A 17848-nucleotide genomic window follows, 5' to 3' on the forward strand; every position below is an offset into this window, starting at 1 on the left:
TTCAGGCGCTGGCATCTACCATGCCGTGGCGGACCGCCAGCAAGGTCAATTCAACATCGCTGCTGATGGAAAGCTTTTCGAAAATCCGATAACGGTAGGTGTTCACGGTTTTCGGCGACAGGCACAGCTTGTCGGAGATCGACTGGACTTTTTGACAGCCGACAATCATCAAGGCGATCTGGATTTCCCGCTCCGACAGCGCATCGAACGGCGAGTCACTGGTAGGCTGGAACGACTTGATCGCCAACTGCTGGGCAATCTGCGGGCTGATGTAGCGTTGGCCGGCAAACACCAGGCGAATGGCCTGGACCATTTCCGCCAAGCCCGCGCCTTTTGTCAGATAGCCGGCAGCGCCCGCTTGTAGCAGCCGTGTAGGAAACGGATCTTCCTCACACACGGTAACTACCACGACTTTGATATCCGGATGGCTGCGCAATAACTTTGTAGTGGCGCCAAGACCGCCGATCCCGGGCATCTTGACGTCCATCAAAACCACGTCGGGCTTCAACTCCCGGGCCTTGATCAGGGACTCCTCCCCTGACTCGGCCTGGCCGACTACTTGCAGGCCATCGATGTCAGCCAGCATTCGTGTAATGCCTGTACGAACGAGATCATGGTCATCGACTACTAGCACCCTAATCAAGCAGACACCTCGCGATATGGTCTTATAGGTTGCTGAACACCTTAGCAAAAAACCAAGGCGCAGACCTAGCTGCAAGCGTCATATATATAGAGTTTCAATGCACAACGGGCCGCCGCCGAATGGCGGGCGGCTCAATTTCCTGGGTAAAAGGTCAGGAATCCGGGGCGGATGACCTGTTTTTTCCATTAGTGGAGATTGAAAGCTCGGCCAGGGTTGAAGTCAGGCGATGGATTGCATCCTGGTCTTCCTTGAACATCGCACGGTAGTTGCCCAGTACTTTTTCTTCGACTTGGCTCAGATTTTCCATTTGGGTCGGCGTCGGAGTACCGGTCAACACGTAGAGGATATCGACACCTCTTTCTGCCACGCGGGACAAGTAATCAGCCTTGGGCGCGCGTCCGCCATTTTCATATTTACCCTGTGCGTTAGCCTCTACACCTCCTATTTCACCAAAAGTTTTCTGCGACAGGCCAAGTCGCTCTCTTTCTTGCCTTAACCGGAAACCGATTCCACTCATTTGGATGTATGATCCTATTTGGCACACCCCTAGAGGTGACACACTCATCTCGTTTTACACAAACTTGAACGGTTTTGAACTATGCCCGGTATTCGCACTGCTGCACAAGCCAAGGCTTGGCTGGAACATCAAGGTAAGTCTGTTCAAGCGTTCGCCCGGGAAAATGGCGTGGACCCGGCAACCACTTATCAAGTGCTCGCTGGGCGCAAAAAGGGACGACGGGGAGAAGCCCACAAGGTGGCGGTCCTGTTGGGCATGAAGGACGGGATCATTCCGGTTGAGGACGAAACCGCGAGGCAAGATCAGGAACTCACCTCTTGAAGTCAGTATGCGCTTATTAAAACCAAGTGCCTGTTTTCCTCAAATTGACAGTACTCACGCCTGATCACGTCCGGCAATTGCGCTCCATGCGCCAGAAGCTATCCTCCGCGCCAACGATTTCCAGGCCCTTGCGCTGGTAAAGCCTTCGCGCCGGGTTGGTCTTGAAAACGGTCAACCGTAAAAGACCCAGACCTTCCGCGCGCGCCTTGTACACCATCTGCTCGATAACCCAGCCGCCCGCTCCTTGATGACGAAACGGCTCAAGAATGTGCAGTTCGCGGATATACAGCGCCTTCGGGTCACGACTAAGGCTGATAAAACCCATCACCTCGCTATCGCGACAGATCAGCCAGTTTTCCCGACCCGCCCAGGCGGTATCGAACCCGGCATCGGACCACGACAAGTCGTATTGGCGATAATAGCTGCCCATGGCCTGATGGGTCAGGGTTCGGGCGAATGCCAAGTGTCGGCTGGTTGCGGCCTGTAGTTGAAACGCCATGTGCCTGCGCTCCCTAAATCGCCACCTGGTCCCCGGACCACTGGCCAGCGGTGCTGCGACGTGCAATCACCAGCGAATCGCCCACACCCGGGGCGGCTGCGATCAAGCCGCCGTCAGCGCCCCAGATGGCGCTACGTCCGGCGCAGGTCCAGCCACCGGTTGGGCCGCCGTGGTTGGCCATCAGTACCAGCATTTGGTGCTCGGCGGCGTAGCCCTGAAGCAACGTCGTATCAGGCGCGTAGCCGTCCTCGCTGATCAGCACACCCGCAGCGTAGATATTCGCCCCGGCCTCGGCTGCCTGCCGTGGATGGCTGGCGTGGGAGAAGTCTGCGCATACCGCCAGGGCAATCCGGTCGTCACCCCACTCAAGGGCCGCCCCGCCCTGCCCCGCAACAAAGGCCGCTTCTTCACCGGGATGCAAATGCTGCTTGGTATAGACCGACACCGAGCCACCCGGCTCCAGTACCAGCGCGCCGATCAACACCTCTTTCGCCGCGCCCAGACGAATCGGCATGCCCACCACTGCTGTAATGCGCAACTCACGAGCCATCTCCCGCAGCGGCGCCAGTACTTCATCGTCCGGCGCAATCGCCAGCCCGGCGGCCAGGGAGGGTTCATATCCCGTCAGGGACAGTTCCGGAAACACCAGCAACTGCACAGCGTGCTCCGCCGCAACACGCATGAAGGCCAGATGACGAGCGATATTGCCGGGCACATCGCCTGCAATGGAAATGGATTGGGCAGCAGCAATCGTCAAGGCAGTCATGGTCGCATCCAGGCAATCATCGTTAAGTCGGTGCAGCATATCGGCACTTGGGTCATAGCCGTAAGTACCCAAGCTCCATAGAAATTACTGATTGAATCCACCCGCTCGCCTCAGTTAAGCTCCCCCCATCATTTGGAGACACACCATGTTGCAACTCACCCACACTCAGGTTTGCCCTGCTGCCAGCGCCCAGCGCTCGGTCGTGGCTGCTCGTGTGAGCGGTTTGAGCGCACTGGTCAGCTTTTATTTTGGGTATTGGTTTAGCCACTGGCGCGCCTGATACCTGAAATCGGCGCCCACTACTCAAGGGGTCGCCTACCAGAGAAATCTAACCCCCGGTCGGCTCCCCGACCGGGGGTTTTGTTTTTTCAGCCCTTAATTATTTTTGCCACACACCGAACACTTAAAGGACTCACGACATGAACTACGCCACCTATTACCGCTACGACACCTCCACCGCCTGGCGATTTAGCAAGCTCCGTTCGGGACAGCCTGCCGCCTCCGATCGGTCACCTATTGGTGGCAAGCCAACACACGTAGCCAATACGGCCAATTGTCGAACACCCCAGTAGGGCAAAGCGCGCGGGAACAGCCCGCCGCTTGCCCAGGAAGCCCGAATATGAACTCCTCGATCGCCGCTCTGCCTGTTTCTACCTTGTCCTGCGCCAATGAAGCGCTGACCCAGCGTTTGCCCAGTGCCCTGGAGCTCAAGCACCAACTGCCCCTGAGCCCGTTCCTCAACGAACAGATCCACGCCCATCGCCAAGCCGTGCGCGCCATTCTCAAGGGCGAAGACTCACGCCTGCTGGTGATCGTCGGCCCGTGCTCGATCCACGACCCGGAATCGGCCATGGAATACGCCCGCAACCTGAAAAAACTGGCCCATGAAGTCAGTGACCAGATGCTGCTGGTGATCCGCGCCTACGTCGAAAAACCCCGCACCACCATCGGCTGGAAAGGCCTGGCCTACGACCCACGCCTGGATGGCAGCGACGACATGGCCGCGGGCCTGAGCCTGTCTCGGGAGCTGATGCGTGAAATGCTGCGCCTGGGCCTGCCGGTGGCCACCGAGCTGCTGCAACCGATGGCTGCCGGCTACTTCGATGACCTGCTGAGCTGGGTCGCCATTGGCGCGCGCACCACCGAATCGCAGATCCACCGCGAAATGGCCAGCGGCCTCGGCATGCCCGTGGGCTTCAAGAACGGCACCGACGGCGGCGTCGCCATCGCCTGTGATGCCATGCGTTCCGCCGCTCACCCGCACCGCCACTTCGGGGTCGACAGCCAAGGTCATCCGGCCATCATCCAGACCCCGGGCAACCCCGATACCCATCTGGTATTGCGCGGCGGCCACCGTGGGCCGAACTACGATCGCCAGAGCGTGGCCCAGGTGCATGCCGACCTGGCCAAGAGCAAAGTCGCGCCGCGGATCATGGTCGACTGCAGCCACGCCAACAGCGGCAAAGACCCGCTGCGCCAACCGGCGGTGTTCAACGACGTGCTGGAGCAGCGCTTGCAGGGCGACACGTCGCTGATCGGCATGATGATCGAAAGCCACCTGTTCGAAGGCTGCCAGCCGTTGAGCCCGTCGATGAAGTACGGCGTGTCGATCACCGACGGCTGCCTGGGCTGGGACGGGACGGAACAGCTGCTACGCAGCGCCGCCGAGCGGCTGCGGGCACAGAATCCCGCCTGACAATGAAGATCAAATGTGGGAGCGGGCTTGCTCGCGAATGCGGTGGTTCAGCCAGCATATGCATCAACTGGCACACCGCTTTCGCGAGCAAGCCCGCTCCCACACTGGATCTTCATTCACTTGACTAAAGTGGGTACAGCGCCTCATCAAACTGCTCGAGTTTGGGAAACACCAACGGCTGGTCATCCGCCAGCCCTTCCAATCGCTGCTGGTAACTGCGCAGAAACCCCTGCCGAGCCTCGGCGCTGATATACGGCACATGCCACGCCACAAACGGCTCGAGCACTTCAAACCCGACATACGCCAGCGTGCCACGCAGAATCGGCCGCAACATGTCCTCCAAAGGCCCATGAATCGCCCCTTCGCCAAACATATGCTCGCGCCCGCCGAGGGTCACCGTGACCAGCGCTTTCTTGCCCGCGAGCCCACCCTGATCATAAAACCGCTTGCCGCCGTAACACACGCCCGACACCAGCACCCGGTCAATCCAGCCCTTGAGCATCGCGGGCGCCGAGAACCAGAAGATCGGGAAGTTGAGGATCAGCAGATCAGCCCACAGCAGCTTGTCCAACTCCTGCTGGATATCCGCCGCAATGGACTGGCTTTTCACCCCCAGTCGCTGCTCCAGGGCATACACCAGGTACTCGGGGTTCTCCCGCGAGGTGAAGTCCGAGGCGCTGGCTACGGGATTCCAGTGCATCGCGTAAAGATCGCTGACCTGCACCTCATGCCCCTGCGCTTGCAGGGTAGCGATCGCCTGGTCACGCAAAGCCGCGGTAAACGACTGCGGCTCAGGATGGGCATGGACAATCAACACCTTCATAAAAACTCCTCAAGAAGTAAGCGCGGCCCGTTCGGCCAGCAAGTGGTCGAGCCAGTCGGGGTCCATTTCCGGCTCCGATGAAAACAGCAGGCCGGTGTAGTCCTGATACGGCGGGGTGAAGATCGCGCTGCGGCTGCCTTGGTCCACCACCCTGCCCCGCTGCATCACCACCACTTCGTCGGCGATGGCGCGCACCGTGGCAACGTCGTGGGTGATGAACAGGTAGGCCACGCCCAACTGCTGCTGGATGCGGTTGAGCAGCTGCAGCACGCCCTCGGCCACCAACTGGTCCAGGGCCGAGGTCACTTCGTCGCAGATGATCAGTTGTGGGTCAGCCGCCAGGGCGCGGGCGATGCAGATTCGCTGCTTCTGGCCACCGGACAGTTCACGGGGCTGACGCTCCATGAATATGGCCGGATCCAGCTCGATCATCTCCAGCAACTCGGCGACCCGGGCACGCATGGCCTTGCCCTTGAGGCCGAGGTAGAAGGTCAGCGGCCGGCCGATGATGTCGACGATGCGTTGGCGTGGGTTCAGCGCAGTATCGGGAATCTGGTAGATCATCTGGATCCGCCGCAACTGCTCCTTGCTGCGTCGACGAAAGTCCGCCGGCAACGCTTCGCCGTCATACAGCACCTGCCCCGCCGTACTCGGCAGGAGCCCGGTAATCAGGCGCGCCGTGGAGCTTTTGCCGCTGCCGGACTCGCCGATCACCGCCAGCGTCTGGCCGCGATACAGGCTCATCGACACGTCGTGCAGCACCGGTTGATGCCCGTAGCTGGCGCACACCTGGCGTACTTCCAGCAACGGCACCTGCTGCTGCGGACAGGCCTTGGGTTCGGTGCGAAAGCTGCGTACCGCCCACAGGGATTTGGTGTAGTCCTGCTGCGGTGCGCTGAGCATGGTCCGGGTCTCGGCCTCCTCCACCCGCTTGCCGTGGCGCAGCACCATGATGCGGTCGGCCATCTGTGCGACCACCGCTAGGTCATGGCTGATATACAGCGCGGCACTGCCGAAGGTTTTGACCGCATTGCGAATCGCCGCCAGCACTTCGATCTGGGTGGTGACGTCGAGGGCGGTGGTAGGTTCGTCGAAGATGATCAGGTCGGGATGGCTGGCCATCGCCATGGCAGTCATCACCCGTTGCAATTGCCCACCGGAGACCTGATGAGGGTAACGCTGGCCAATGGTTTCCGGATTGGGCAGGCGCAGCACGCGATACAACTCCACCGCCTCGCGTTCAGCCTGGGCGCGGCTGATGCCGCCGTTGATCACCGCGGTTTCCACGTGCTGGTCAATCAGCCGATGAGCCGGGTTGAACGACGCGGCAGCGCTTTGCGCGACGTAGGCAATGCGCAATCCTCGCAGCTTGCGCAGCGCTTCAGGCTTGGCCTGCAACAGCTGAATGCCGTCAAAGCACACCGAGCCACCGGTGATGCGGCAACCGTCGCGGGCAAATCCCATCGCCGCCAGGCCCAACGTTGATTTACCCGCGCCGGACTCCCCAATCAACCCCAGCACCTCGCCCCGTTGCAACGTCAGGTCGATGCCCTTGATCAACGGATGCCAGGCATCTTCGTAATGCCCTTCAATCTGCAGGTTGCGGATTTCCAGCAATGGCTTGTCCATCCTCAACACTCCTTCAGGCCGCTGGATTTATGCAGCATCCAGTCGACGACAAAATTCACGCTGACGGTGATCAACGCCACCGCCAGGGCCGGCAGCAACGGGCTGATGTCGCCAAAGGTAATCAGCACCGCATTGTCGCGGACCATGCTGCCCCAATCGGCGGTGGGCGGTTGAATGCCCAGGCCAAGGAACGACAGCGCGCTGATAAACAAAAACACGAAGCAAAAGCGCAGGCCGAATTCGGCAATCAACGGAGCAGCAGCGTTGGGTAGCACTTCTCGGGTGACCAGCCACCAGAGCCCTTCCCCGCGCAGCCGCGCGGCTTCGACAAAATCCTGCACCACCACGGTCATCGCCACGGCCCGGGACAGGCGAAACACCCGGGTCGAGTCCAGCAGTGCAATCACCAATACCAGCGAGGTGGCATTGGTGCCGACAACGCTAAGAATCAGCAAGGCGAAGATCAACTGCGGGATCGCCATCAGGATGTCCACCAGTCGCGACAAAACCTGATCCACCCAGCCGCCCTTGATCGCCGCAATCAGGCCGCTCAAGCCACCCAGCAAAAACGCCAGTACCGTCGTCAGGAACGCAATGCCCAGGGTATTGCGCGCGCCATATACCAGGCGGCTGAACATATCCCGCCCGAGGTTATCGGTGCCCAGCAGGAACTGACCGCTCCAGGGCGCAAACCCGTCGCCCACCACCTGGGTTTCGCCATAGGGCGCGAGCACCGGTGCAAACAACGCCACCAGCACGTACAGCACGATAATCAGCAGGCCGAACTTCGCGCTCAATGGCGCCCTGGCCAGTTGTGTGAGAAGGCTCATGGTCTACCCCTTGGGATGCATCAGGCGTGGGTTGCTGGCGATGGACAGCACATCGGCGCCGGTGTTGAGCAGGATGTAGGTGGCGGCAAAGATCAGGCTGCACGCCTGCACCACCGGGATATCGCGCTTGGACACCGAGTCCACCAGCAACTGGCCCAAACCCGGGTAGACAAACACCACTTCGACCACCACCACGCCCACCACCAGGTAAGCGAGGTTGAGCGCGATCACATTGACGATCGGCGCCAAGGCATTGGGCAAGGCGTGGCGCCAGATAATCCGCGACTGGCTGATGCCCTTGAGCCGGGCCATTTCGATGTACGGACTGGCCAGCAGGTTGATTAGCGAGGCGCGGGTCATGCGCATCATCTGCGCGATCACCACCAGGCTCAGGGTGACCACCGGCAGCACCGAGCGTTCGAGGATGGTGCCGAATGACGCGTCCGGCGCCAGGTTGGACAGGCTGGGAAACCAGCCGAGCTTGACCGAAAACACCAGGATCAGCAGGTAGGCGACGAAAAACTCGGGGAACGACACCGCGCTCAGGGCCGAGGTGTTGAGCAGGCGGTCGAACCAGCTGTTGCGGTACAGCGCGGCGAGCATGCCCAGCACCAGCGCCAGGGGCACCGAAACCAGCGCGGCGAGTGCCGCCAGGCGCAAGGTGTTGCCCAGGCGTGCGCCGATCAGTTCGGCGATGGGCCGCTGGTTGGCCAGGGACGCACCGAGGTCGCCGTGCAGCAGGCGCAGCAGCCATTGCACGAACCGGCTCAGGGGCGGCAGGTCGAGGCCCAGTTGGGCGCGAAACGCGGCGATGGTTTCCGGCGTGGCGGACTGGCCAAGCATGGCCTGGGCGATATCGCCGGGAAGCATGCCGACGGCCAGGAAGATGATCACCGAGACGGCGAACAAAGACAGCAGGCCGAGAGCCAGGCGTTGGAGCACCAGTTTGAATAGGCTATTCATGTTCGGTTCTCATGAGTTGGCATGCGCTCGAAGGCGACACAGGACCAATGTGGGAGCGGGCTTGCTCGCGAAAGCGGTGGATCAGCCTGCATCTGTGTTGACTGACACACCGTATTCGCGAGCAAGCCCGCTCCCACAGTTGATTTGTGGCGTTTCTGAAATCTTCACGCCTGCCACCACCGCTCGATCAGCCGCAACCCATCCAGTTCCCCATACGGCGCCGTCAGCGGTCCATGGCTGACACGGTTCGAGCGTGCTGCCACAGAGCTGGCAAACAACGGCACAATCGCCCCGCCATCGTCCCGGCACAGGCTCTGCATTTCGTTGTACATCTCCTGGCGCAGCGGCGCGTTCATCTCGCCCCGCGCCGCGTTGAGCAACTGGTTGAAGCGCGGGTTATCCCAATGGGTTTCGTTCCACGCCGCGCCCTTGGCGTAGCCGATGCTGAACATGCGGTCGGCGGTCAGGCTGCTGTACCAGAACGAGGTGGTGAATGGCTGTTTCATCCAGATGTTGGAGAAGTACCCATCCGCCGGCTCGCGCACCACGTCGATATCAATCCCGGCCTGGCGCGCCTGTTCCTTGAACAGCACCGAGGCGTCCACTGCGCCGGTGTAGGCGGCATCGGAAGCTTGCAGGCGCACCTTGAGCGACTCGACACCGGCCTTGCGCAGGTAGAAGCGCGACTTGTCCGGATCGTAGGTACGCTGCTCCAGCGCCGCGTTGATAAAGCGGCTACCAGGCTGGATCGGATGGTCGTTGCCCACCAGGCCATAGCCATGCAGCACCGAGGCCAGCAGGGTTTCGCGGTTGATCGCATGCTTCATCGCCATGCGAATGTCGTTGTTCTTGAACTCGTTGCTGTCGCACAGCATCGGGAAGGTGTAGTGCTGGGCGCCCTTGGTTTCTTCGATGACCAGCGTGGGATTGCGCTTGAGCAGGGCCACGGTTTTCAGGTCGACCTTGTTGATCACGTCCACCTGCCCGGTGACCAGCGCATTGACCCGCGCTGCGCCGTCGGCAATCGCCAACAGCTCGGCGCTGGCGAAGTGCGCCCGGCCTGGCTTCCAGTAATCCGGGTTGCGCTCCAGGTCCATGCGAACGCCGGGCTCGAAACTTTTCAGGCGATAACCGCTGGTGCCGATCCCGGCCTGCCAGTCGGCGGCGCCGTCCTTGGCGGGCATGATCACCAAGTGGTAATCGGCGACCACATAGGCGAAATCGGCATTGCCCGAGTGCAGTTCGAACACTACCGCGTCATGGCCCTTGGCGCTGACGCTGGCCACATCACCGAGCACCGTCTTGGCCGCCGAGGTGGATTTAGCGTCCAGGTGGTGGTTGATCGAGGCCACCACGTCTTCAGCGGTAAGGCCTTTGCCGTTATGGAAGGTCACGCCTTGACGCAGTTTGAAAGTCCAGATGCGCGCGTCGGGCGTCGACTCAAAACTTTCGGCCAGTTCGGGGATGGCGGAACCGTCCACCGCGATTTCGGTGAGGGTGTTGTACACCGCCGAAAAGCCGACGAAGGTGAAGGTGTCGACCCAGGAGCCAGGGTCGCGGGAGTCGGTGGTGCTGCCGCCGGCCAGCCCCATGCGCAGCACGCCGCCCGGCTTGGGCGTGGCCTCTTCGGCAAAGGCCTGCAGCGGCAGGCCCATGGAAAACGCGGCGGCCACGGCACCGGCTACAGCGCTGTGTTTGAGGAAATCCCGTCGGTGCATCGCTTGAGTCATTTTGTTGTTGTTTTCGCTCATGGTGTTGCTCCTCTAAAGGTTCACACAGGCATGCTTCAACTCGATCAAGGTCACGCCGTTGCGCTTGAAACCGTTACGCAAATCCGTCTGCAGCTCATCCAGGTTCTGTGGCTCGCTGACCGTGCAGCCGAACGCCCGCGCCAGCGCGGCGAAGTCCGGGTTGCGCGGCAGTACGCCGATGGGTTCGATGTCCAGGTTCAGCATGTCGTCGCGAATTTGCCCGAGGGCGTCGTTGTTCCACAGCAATACCACCAGCGGGCTGTCCAGTTCTTCCACCGCTGTGGCCAGTTCCTGGGCGGTGTAGAGAAAGCCGCCGTCGCCCACCAGCACCAGGCCAGGCCGTTCAGGCGCGCCGAACTTGGCGCCGATACCGGCCGGCAGGCCATAGCCCAAAGTGCCGTAGCCGGTGGGATGCAGCCAACTGCGGGTGGCGTTGCTGGGGAAGGCGTAGTTACCGGTGTAGGCCAGTTGGGTCATGTCACTGCTGATGAAAGCATTGGCGGGCAGCTCGGCGGCGACGCGGTCGAGAATCGCCTGGTGAATCCGTTGCAACGGGCCATGGCCGCTGCTGACTGCCTGGCGTAACGTCGCGACCGCAACAGTGGCGGCGTCCGCGTTGCGCGGCGTGGCTGGCAAGCGCCCCAGCAAAGCCAGCGTCGTTTGCCGGGCGTCACCGTGCAACGCGACGGCGCAAGGATAGAAATCGTTGAACTTGCGCGGGTCGATATCCACTCGCAGCAGCTCGCCGTTAATCGGCAGGCGCTCACGCCAAAAATCGGTGTCGGCCATTTCGGTGCCGATGGCCAACACCACGTCCGCCTCAGCGATCAGCTGCCAGCCGGGTTCGACGCACAAGGTCGAACCGGCATTCAGCGGATGCGCCACTGGCAACAAGCCCTTGCCGGCAACACTGCTGAAAAACGGCGCCGCCAGTTGTGTGCTCAAGCGCTGCAAGGCCTCGGCCGCCAACAGTGCGCCGCCACCGGCAATGATCATCGGCCGCTTGGCCGCAACCAGTTTCGCCACGGCCTGATCGAGGCTTTCAGCCGATGGCAGACCTCGCCCGGGACGGCGCACCACGTCATTGCTCCAGTCGCGCTTGATCGGCGCCGACAGCACATCCAGCGGCACCGAAATATGCACCGGCCGTGGCCGCTCACTGTCGAATACCGCGTAGGCCCGCGCGATCAACTCCGGCAAATCCTCGGCACTCAAGGCCACCGTCGAAAACGCGGTGATGGGCGCGGTCATCGCGCGCTGGTCCTGGGTTTCATGCAGGCAGCCCCAGCCCTTACCGAGGCTGGCGGTGTGGTTGACGCTGGAAATCACCAGCAGCGGAATCGAGTCGGCATACGCCTGTCCGATCGCCGTGGCGGCGTTGGTCACCCCCGGCCCGGTGATGATGAAACACACGCCTGGCTTGCCGCTGACCCGCGCATAACCGTCGGCCATAAAACCGGCGCCCTGCTCATGGCGCGTCAGAACGTGACGAATGCCGCTGCCGGGCAAACCGCGGTACAGCTCCAACGTGTGCACGCCGGGAATCCCGAACACCGTGTCGACGCCATAGTTGGCCAGCAATCGCACCAGGGCCTGGCCGCCCGTCAAGGTTTTGCTTTGCATCGTCATCTCCTTCACGCCTGGGCGAGACGGATCAATGCATCGACCGCCGTGGCGCCCCGGGCATTGACCAGCAATGGGTTTACATCGAGTTCCAGCAACTGCCCGGCGTTGGCGCAGGCGTAGTCGGCCACCGCACGAATCGCTGCCACCAGCGCCTCCATGTCAGCCACTTCCCGCCCGCGAAAGCCTTGCAGCAATGCCGCGCTGCGCAGGCTGAGCAAGGCATTGCGGATCGCATCGTCGGTGGTCGGCAGCAACAGGCTGCGACTGTCCTTGAGCAACTCCACGAGGATTCCACCGGCGCCAATCACCAGCGCCAGGCCGAAATCGTTTTCGCGCTTGATGCCCACAATCAGCTCGGCCAACGGCGGCGTGGCCATGGATTCCAATAGCAGGTGATCGAACGGTACATCCGGCGCATAGGCAGCCATCTGCTCACGCATATGGGCCAGGGCCGCAGTCAAGGCGAAGCCGTCCCGCAGGTTGAGCGCCACGGCGCCGGCTTCGGTTTTATGCGGGAGGTCGGCACTCACGGCCTTGAGTACCAGTGGGTAGCCCAGCACTTTGGCATCGGCGATGGCCCGCGCTGGCGTACTCAAGACGCCGGCCGGCGTGGTCAGGCCGAAAGCACGCAAAGCCTGCTTGGAATCCCACTCGTTAAGCGACTGTCCGAGTGCTTCCAGCGCTTGCGGGCACAACGGCACCAATACCGATTCACCACGGGCCAGCAGCGCCCGGCGATTGTTTTGGTAGTCGGCAATCCGGCCCCAGGCCGCCAGCGCGTCTTCCACGCCTTGCAACGCGGCAACACCTTGAGCATGCAGACGCTCGCGAGCGTGAGCCGGCAACAATTCGGGGAATGCCGAGGTCACAAACCCGGTCTTGCCATGGCGAGTCAGCGCACTGCAAAACAGCTCCAGCAGCAGGTCGCATTCCTTGCGCTCACCGGTAAATTCCGCCGGGTAGTCGAGCACCAGCATCGCCGCATCCGCGTCGGTCCGCAGTGCCGTATCGAGCATGATATTGAGGGCTTCGCTGTTGCCCCAGATGGCCGTGGTGAAATCCAGCGGATTGACCAGGTTAGCGTAGCTCGGCAGTACCTGCGTCAGTTCCGAACGCTGGCCCTCATCGAGTTTGGGCAGGCTTAAATCGTTGCGCTCGGCGTAGTCGGCAATCAACCCGGCATCGCCACCGGAACAGGCCAGGGCAATCAGGCTGTTGCCCGCCGGCAAGTTACCGCAGGCCGCGGCTTTCAGGGTCTCGACAAAACTCACCGGGCCGCTGACCCGGATCACGCCCAGGCGCGCAAACAGGCTGTCGTACAACGCGTCTGAACCCGACAACGAACTGGTATGACTCAAGGCCAACTCGGCGCCGATCTGCGACACGCCGGTTTTCAGGGCGATGATCGGAATGCCTTTTTCCAGCGCCTTATGGGCCGCACGGGCGAACCCCGGCACATTCTTCAAGCCTTCCAGGTGCAAGCCGATGGCCGTGACGCGCGGCTCGTCGAGCAGCACATCCATCAGTTCAGCAACGCCCAATTGCGCCTGGTTGCCCACCGACGCCATATAGGCCACCGGCAGCGAACGGTCGCTCATGGACAGGTTGTAGGCGAAGTTGCCGCTCTGGGTCAGCACCGCAACGCCCTTCTCTACCGGCTTGCCGCCATGGGCCACCGGCCATAACGCCGAGCTGTGGAGGTAATCCAGCAGGCCATAGCAATTGGGGCCGAGCAGCGCCATCTCGCCGGCCGCCTTGAGCAGTTGTTGCTGCAAGGCCAGGCCCTCGGCGCCGGTTTCGGCAAACCCGGAGGCGTAGCAGATGGCGCCACCGGTGCCGATGGCCGCCAGTTCGGCAACGCAGGTCAAAGTCAGCTCGCGGTTGGTGGCGATAAACACTGCGTCCGGGCCGCATGGCAGATCCGCTACGCGGCGTACGCAGGGAATACCGTCGAGGCTGTCATGCTGCGGGTTGACCAGCCACATCTGGCCGGCAAAACCACCCTCGGCACAGCGCTTGAGGGCGCGGGCCATGTTGCGCCCACCGACGAATGCCAGGTGACGGGGCGCCAGCAGGCGCTTGAGATTGTCGCGAATAGCCTGGGACATAAGCGTTCTCCGACCCGATCAGCGCAACAGCGGCCGCAACAGCTCGCGGGCAATAATATGGCGCTGGATTTCCGAAGTGCCTTCCCAGATCCGTTCGATCCGCGCGTTGCGCCAGATGCGCTCCACCGGCCCTTCGTCCATCAAGCCCATGCCGCCGTAAATCTGCACGGCCTCGTCAGCGACCTTGCCCAGCACCTCGCTCGCAAACAGCTTGGCCATGCCGGCCTCGCCGTCGGTCATGGTGCCCTGGTCCATTTTCCAGGCGGTGTTCAGGGTCAGCAGTTCGGCCGCGCGAATTTGCGTGGCCATGTCGGCGAGCTTGAACGAGATGCCTTGATAGGTGCCGATGGGCTGGCCGAACTGTTTGCGGTCTGCGGCCCATTGCAGCGACACATCCAGCGCTCGCTGGGCCTGGCCGACGCAGTTGGCGGCCACCATCACGCGGCCTGCGGTCAGCCAGGCGTTGGCGACCTCCCAGCCTTTGCCGACTTCGCCGAGGACTTTTGAGGCCGGCACGCGGCAGTCGTCGAAGAACATTTCATAGGTGTGGTAGCCGCGGTTGCTGACGCACTTGGGGCCCCGGCGAATGGTCATGCCCGGCGTGCCACGGTCCACCAGGAACGAGGTCACGGCGTTGCGCTGGCGGCCGTTGTGTTCGTAGGTGTCGGTGACGGCAAACACGATGGCGAAATCCGCCTGGCCGGCATGGCTGATGAAATGCTTGCTGCCGTTGAGCACAAAGTCATCGCCGCTGCGCACGGCGCGGGTCTTGATCGCATTGGCGTCGGAACCGGCGCCCGGTTCGGTCAAGGCAAAACAGTCGATCTTCTTGCCCTGCACGCACGGCAACAGGTACTCGCCAATCTGCGCGCCAGTGCAGGCCATGAGAATTTTCGACGGCCGGGCGACAAACACATGCAGCGCCCAGGAGACTTTCGACAACTCGCGCTCGATCAACGCCTGGGACAGGTAATCCAGGCCGCCACCGCCGACCTCTTCCGGCATGTTGAAGGCATAGAACCCGGCGGCAATCGCCTTGTCCCGGATCTGCGCGGCGAGCTCTGGCGAGACTTCATCGGCGCGGTCCACCGCCTCCTCGTGGGGCAACAATTCCTTGGCAACAAAACTGCGTACCGCGTCCACCAACATGTCTTGTTCTTGGCTGGGCTGGAAATTCATGGCGCTACCTGTCGATCGTTCGAGGGGTGTTTTGAGGAGGAATCAGTTGCCGGAGAAATTCGGGGGACGCTTTTCCATCGACGCGCGCAGGGCTTCAGCACCGTCGGCGCTGCGGCCGCACAGCAAGCCGGCGGCGAGTTCGGCCTGGAGCTGCTCGGGCAGGCTGCGCCCGGCGCCTTCACGGATCAGGGTTTTGGTCTGGGCGAAGGCGAAGGTCGGGCCGTTGGCCAGGCGCGTGGCCAGCTCAGTGACATGAGCATGCAGTTGCTCATCGGCGACCACTTCGCCCACCAGGCCGGCGGCCAGGGCGCGGTCGGCACTCCACAATTCGTCGAGGAATAGCAGGCGCTTGGCCTGTTCGCTGCCGATCAGGCGCGGCAGATGCCAGCTGGCACCGGCGTCCGGCGAGTAGGCCATGCTGGTGTAGCCAGCCTTGAAACGTGCCGATTGCGCGGCTACACGCAGGTCACAGCACAGCGTCAGGTCCATGCCGGCGCCGACCGCAGTACCGTTGATGGCAGCGAGGGTAGGTTTGTCGAGGGTGTGCAGGCGGGTCATCAAGGCGTGGGCGGTTTCGGTCCAGCCGTAGGTTTCGAGGGCGCCACGGGCTTCGGCGTCGGCCCATTCGGCGAGGTCTGCACCGGCGCAGAAGCTGCGACCAGTGCCGGTCAACACCACCACGCGCACAGCCGGGTCGCTGTTGAAACCGTCCAGCAATGCATGCAGGTGCTTGAGGGTCGGGATGTCCAGGGCGTTGCGCTGGGCGCCGCGATTGAGGGTGATCCAGGCAACGCCTGCTTGCACTTGAGTGAGCACGGACGGATCTGTAGTCATGGAATCCTCGAATTATTTTAATTGGCTTGAGGGGTGCGACATGGGGCGATACTAAACGAGTGTTCAGTAAGGAGGCAATCGGGTAACTGCAAATATTTTTCGAGGGGGAATGCCGGCCTGGACGTGGCGTCCAGGCAGCGAGAAATCGTCAGTTCAGGGTTTGATCTGGAAGCGCTTGCGGCCGCCGGACTGCAAGCCATCGACCCAGGCTTCGCAGATCTGGATGCCCTGCTCCGGGGTGAACGTGCCGGGGTTGAGCCCCGATTCCAGCCACAAACCGTCGAGCAAGGCGCTCAAGGCGATGGCTGCCAGGTCGGCGTCAAAGCGCTCCCATGCTTCTTCAGCGGCCATGTCTGCCAAGGCTGAACGCATGATGGTGCGGTACTCGCCATAGGAATGCTCGTGAGCCTGGTTGATCGCCGGCGCAGTCTTGACCGCGCCCCAGAATGCCAGCCACGCATCCAGCAGTTGCGGGTCCAGCAACTCGGGCGAGAACGAGCCGCGAAAGAACGCCGACAGCCGCTCCCGCGGGCTGGGCGGCGCCTTGGCCATGGCATCGCGCAGCAAGTCCATGACCTGCCCGGTGATCGACCGATAAGCCTCCGCCACCAGTTCATCCTTGCCCGAGTAGTGATGACTGATCAGCCCCACCGACACCCCGGCCTCGGCGCTGATCTTGCGAATCGAGGCCCCCTGGAAACCGTGGCGCTTGAGGCACACCAGCGTCGCCTGGACCAGATTGGCCTTGCGCAACTCCGGCTCCATACGGGAGAAACGGGATTCCTGGGTCATGAGGCGGTGTCCTTGGGTAGAGTCGGCTGGACGACTCTACCTCACTCCCGGAAACCCGGCGACACCCGATCCAGCAACCGCAGCAAAGCCGCCCACGCCAGTTGCATGGCGTCCAGGTCTGCCAGTTCGCCCTCTTCCAATGACCGGCCAGGCTCATTGAACTGCCGCTCGGTGTATTCACACACGTCTGCAGGCGGCAGGATCAGCTTGCCGCACGCCTGGGCGGCAAGCTGGATATCACAGGCCTTCTCCAGGTAGTACATGCGCAGGAAGGCCTGGCTGACCGTCTCCCCCACCGTCAACAAACCATGGTTACGCAACATCAGCACCGGCTTGTCGCCGAGGTCGCGAACCAGTCGTTGTTGCTCGTCCATGTCCAGCGCCACGCCTTCGTAGTCGTGGTAGGCGACCTTGCCGTAGAACTCCATGGAAATCTGGTTCACCGGCAACAGCCCGCACTCCAGCGCCGCCACCGCACACCCGGCGCGGGTGTGAGTGTGCAGCACGCACTGAGCGTCTTCGCGGGCGCCGTGAATCGCGCTGTGAATCACGAACCCCGCCGGGTTGACCCCATGGGCCGACGCCTCGACCGCACGTCCGTCCAGGCCGATCTTCACCAGGCTGGACGCGGTGATCTCCTCGAACATCAGCCCATAGGGGTTGATCAAAAAGTGGTGTTCAGGCCCGGGAATGCGCACCGAGATATGGGTGAAGATCAGGTCGCTCATGCGAAAGTGCGCGATCAGCCGGTAGCAGGCGGCAAGCTCTTCACGCAGCTGTCGTTCGGTGGCCCCAGTCATTTTTTATTCTCCAGGCGGGTGGGTGATGTGGCTGACGCTAATCCAGTCGCCAGTAAAAAAACAAGTTGATT

General features: G+C 62.1%; 17 protein-coding genes. 2 read left to right on the top strand and 15 right to left on the bottom strand.

Annotation, left to right across the window (positions count from 1 at the left end):
• Position 1 precedes the first annotated feature (1 nt).
• Positions 2–643, bottom strand: coding sequence for a UvrY/SirA/GacA family response regulator transcription factor (gene uvrY, locus AU074_RS21375; protein ID WP_008436066.1), 642 nt, complete (start codon positions 641–643; stop codon positions 2–4).
• Between the two features lie 151 nt (positions 644–794).
• Positions 795–1160, bottom strand: a complete 366-nt coding sequence (locus tag AU074_RS21380) for a helix-turn-helix domain-containing protein (protein ID WP_076016415.1) — start codon at positions 1158–1160, stop codon at positions 795–797.
• Between the two features lie 81 nt (positions 1161–1241).
• Between AU074_RS21380 and AU074_RS21385 the strand changes: the two genes are divergently transcribed.
• Complete coding sequence (locus AU074_RS21385; RefSeq protein WP_076016416.1) at positions 1242–1481, top strand: DNA-binding protein; 240 nt, start codon at positions 1242–1244, stop codon at positions 1479–1481.
• A gap of 64 nt (positions 1482–1545) precedes the next feature.
• Here AU074_RS21385 and AU074_RS21390 read toward each other — a convergent pair whose 3' ends face one another.
• Positions 1546–1980, bottom strand: a complete 435-nt coding sequence (locus tag AU074_RS21390; protein ID WP_076016417.1) for a GNAT family N-acetyltransferase — start codon at positions 1978–1980, stop codon at positions 1546–1548.
• Between the two features lie 13 nt (positions 1981–1993).
• On the bottom strand, positions 1994–2746 hold the full coding sequence (locus AU074_RS21395; protein ID WP_076016445.1) for a carbon-nitrogen hydrolase family protein: 753 nt from the start codon (positions 2744–2746) through the stop codon (positions 1994–1996).
• Positions 2747–3365: 619 nt separating this feature from the next.
• Here AU074_RS21395 and AU074_RS21400 point away from each other — a divergent pair.
• Positions 3366–4442 (top strand): 3-deoxy-7-phosphoheptulonate synthase, encoded by a 1077-nt coding sequence (locus AU074_RS21400; RefSeq protein ID WP_076016418.1) that lies wholly within the window; start codon positions 3366–3368, stop codon positions 4440–4442.
• Positions 4443–4566: 124 nt separating this feature from the next.
• On the opposite strand, the gene AU074_RS21405 is transcribed toward AU074_RS21400, so the two are convergent.
• From AU074_RS21405 to AU074_RS21450, 11 genes are all read right to left on the bottom strand, one after another.
• Positions 4567–5265, bottom strand: coding sequence for an NAD(P)H-dependent oxidoreductase (locus AU074_RS21405; RefSeq protein ID WP_076016419.1), 699 nt, complete (start codon positions 5263–5265; stop codon positions 4567–4569).
• Between the two features lie 9 nt (positions 5266–5274).
• Entirely contained in the window at positions 5275–6894 is a 1620-nt protein-coding gene (locus AU074_RS21410; protein ID WP_076016420.1) for an ABC transporter ATP-binding protein, read from the bottom strand.
• Between the two features lie 2 nt (positions 6895–6896).
• Positions 6897–7724 (bottom strand): ABC transporter permease, encoded by an 828-nt coding sequence (locus AU074_RS33575; RefSeq protein WP_143503625.1) that lies wholly within the window; start codon positions 7722–7724, stop codon positions 6897–6899.
• A gap of 3 nt (positions 7725–7727) precedes the next feature.
• The gene (locus AU074_RS33580; RefSeq protein WP_143503627.1) at positions 7728–8687 is read right to left on the bottom strand and encodes an ABC transporter permease; all 960 of its coding nucleotides are present in this window, start codon (positions 8685–8687) and stop codon (positions 7728–7730) included.
• Between the two features lie 164 nt (positions 8688–8851).
• Positions 8852–10438 carry an ABC transporter substrate-binding protein gene (locus AU074_RS21420; RefSeq protein ID WP_076016421.1) on the bottom strand — a complete coding sequence of 529 codons (1587 nt, stop codon included), beginning with the start codon at positions 10436–10438 and terminating at the stop codon, positions 8852–8854.
• A 12-nt stretch (positions 10439–10450) separates the two neighbouring features.
• Positions 10451–12061, bottom strand: coding sequence for a 5-guanidino-2-oxopentanoate decarboxylase (locus tag AU074_RS21425; RefSeq protein WP_076016422.1), 1611 nt, complete (start codon positions 12059–12061; stop codon positions 10451–10453).
• 11 nt (positions 12062–12072) lie between these two features.
• Positions 12073–14172: an acetate--CoA ligase family protein gene (locus AU074_RS21430; protein ID WP_076016423.1), complete on the bottom strand. Its 2100-nt coding sequence runs from the start codon at positions 14170–14172 to the stop codon at positions 12073–12075.
• Between the two features lie 18 nt (positions 14173–14190).
• The gene (locus AU074_RS21435) at positions 14191–15351 is read right to left on the bottom strand and encodes an acyl-CoA dehydrogenase family protein (RefSeq protein WP_076016424.1); all 1161 of its coding nucleotides are present in this window, start codon (positions 15349–15351) and stop codon (positions 14191–14193) included.
• Between the two features lie 42 nt (positions 15352–15393).
• Complete coding sequence (locus AU074_RS21440; protein ID WP_076016425.1) at positions 15394–16185, bottom strand: enoyl-CoA hydratase/isomerase family protein; 792 nt, start codon at positions 16183–16185, stop codon at positions 15394–15396.
• A 153-nt stretch (positions 16186–16338) separates the two neighbouring features.
• Positions 16339–16977 (bottom strand): TetR family transcriptional regulator C-terminal domain-containing protein, encoded by a 639-nt coding sequence (locus AU074_RS21445; protein WP_076016426.1) that lies wholly within the window; start codon positions 16975–16977, stop codon positions 16339–16341.
• 41 nt (positions 16978–17018) lie between these two features.
• Positions 17019–17777: a class II aldolase/adducin family protein gene (locus AU074_RS21450; RefSeq protein WP_076016427.1), complete on the bottom strand. Its 759-nt coding sequence runs from the start codon at positions 17775–17777 to the stop codon at positions 17019–17021.
• Between the last annotated feature and the right edge of the window lie 71 nt (positions 17778–17848).

Source organism: Pseudomonas sp. ATCC PTA-122608, from assembly GCF_001952855.1.
Lineage (GTDB): Bacteria > Pseudomonadota > Gammaproteobacteria > Pseudomonadales > Pseudomonadaceae > Aquipseudomonas.